Source organism: Bacillus lumedeiriae (genome assembly GCF_044891285.1).
Classification (GTDB): Bacteria; Bacillota; Bacilli; order Bacillales; family Domibacillaceae; genus Pseudobacillus; species Pseudobacillus lumedeiriae.
Window position 1 is genome coordinate 1 of record NZ_JAUIYO010000042.1, and the last position, 934, is coordinate 934.

A 934-nucleotide genomic window follows, 5' to 3' on the forward strand; every position below is an offset into this window, starting at 1 on the left:
TGAACGGAGAAGGCCCTCGTCTTCACCACTTTGCTTACTGGCTGCCAGATCCATTAGCACTGATCCACTGCTGTGACGTACTCGCTTCACTCGGCTATGCTGACAGCATTGAGCGGGGACCAGGCCGACACGGATTATCGAACGCTTTCTTCCTCTATTTAAGAGATCCAGACGGCCACCGTATCGAGCTGTATAATGGCGATTATTTAACGAGTGATCCTGACTTTGAACCAATTCGCTGGGATCTAAATGATCCGCGCCGCCAAACGTTCTGGGGAGCGAAAGCACCGGACAGCTGGTTCAATGAGACGTCTACATTCTTTGATATCGAAACAGGAGAAATCGTAAAAACAGAACCAGCGAAGCTTGCACAAAAGAAACCTGAATTTATTTTATAATTTAAGGTAGTTTTGTAAATGTAACAAGGGAATCTGTGTGAACCAAAGGATAAGGGATTAGAGGAGAAAAGGCTGATAGTCAGCCAATTGCCTTTAATCCCTTGTTTTATAAAGTAAAAGTTCGTTTGTTTAGAGGGGAGAAATATATATGAAGAAAATGAAAATCAAACTTCATGAGCTGCTTGAAGAGATGGGGGATAAAGTTAATACAGAGAATCGCAGCTTAGAGGCGGCCGGGAAGCATCCTGACATTGAAAGTTTGGTAAATGATGTTTCCTTATCAGGAACGATCTACGGAACATTGTTAAATTACAAAGGAGCTTTGGAAGCGTTAGGGGAGTCAGTCAACGAAGCCCCTTACAAGGCAGCACCCAAAGCGCCGATCCTTTATATCAAACCGGTGAATACCATTAGCAGCCATGGTCAGCCGATTCCGCTGCCGGAAGGAGTGTCAGAGCTGGAGATCGGGGCCGCGCTTGGTGTTGTGATTGGACGGACAGCGACGCGGGTGAGTGAAAAGGAGGCGCTGGATTATG

The 934-nt window shown here is 46.1% G+C and carries 2 protein-coding genes; both read left to right on the forward strand.

Annotated features, from left to right (window positions below):
* Positions 1 to 398 (forward strand): VOC family protein (locus tag QYG89_RS16995; RefSeq protein WP_404319407.1); only part of this gene is annotated, 398 nt, incomplete at its 5' end.
* Between the two features lie 148 nt (positions 399 to 546).
* On the forward strand, positions 547 to 934 hold a 388-nt coding region (locus tag QYG89_RS17000; RefSeq protein ID WP_404319409.1), incomplete at its 3' end, for a fumarylacetoacetate hydrolase family protein.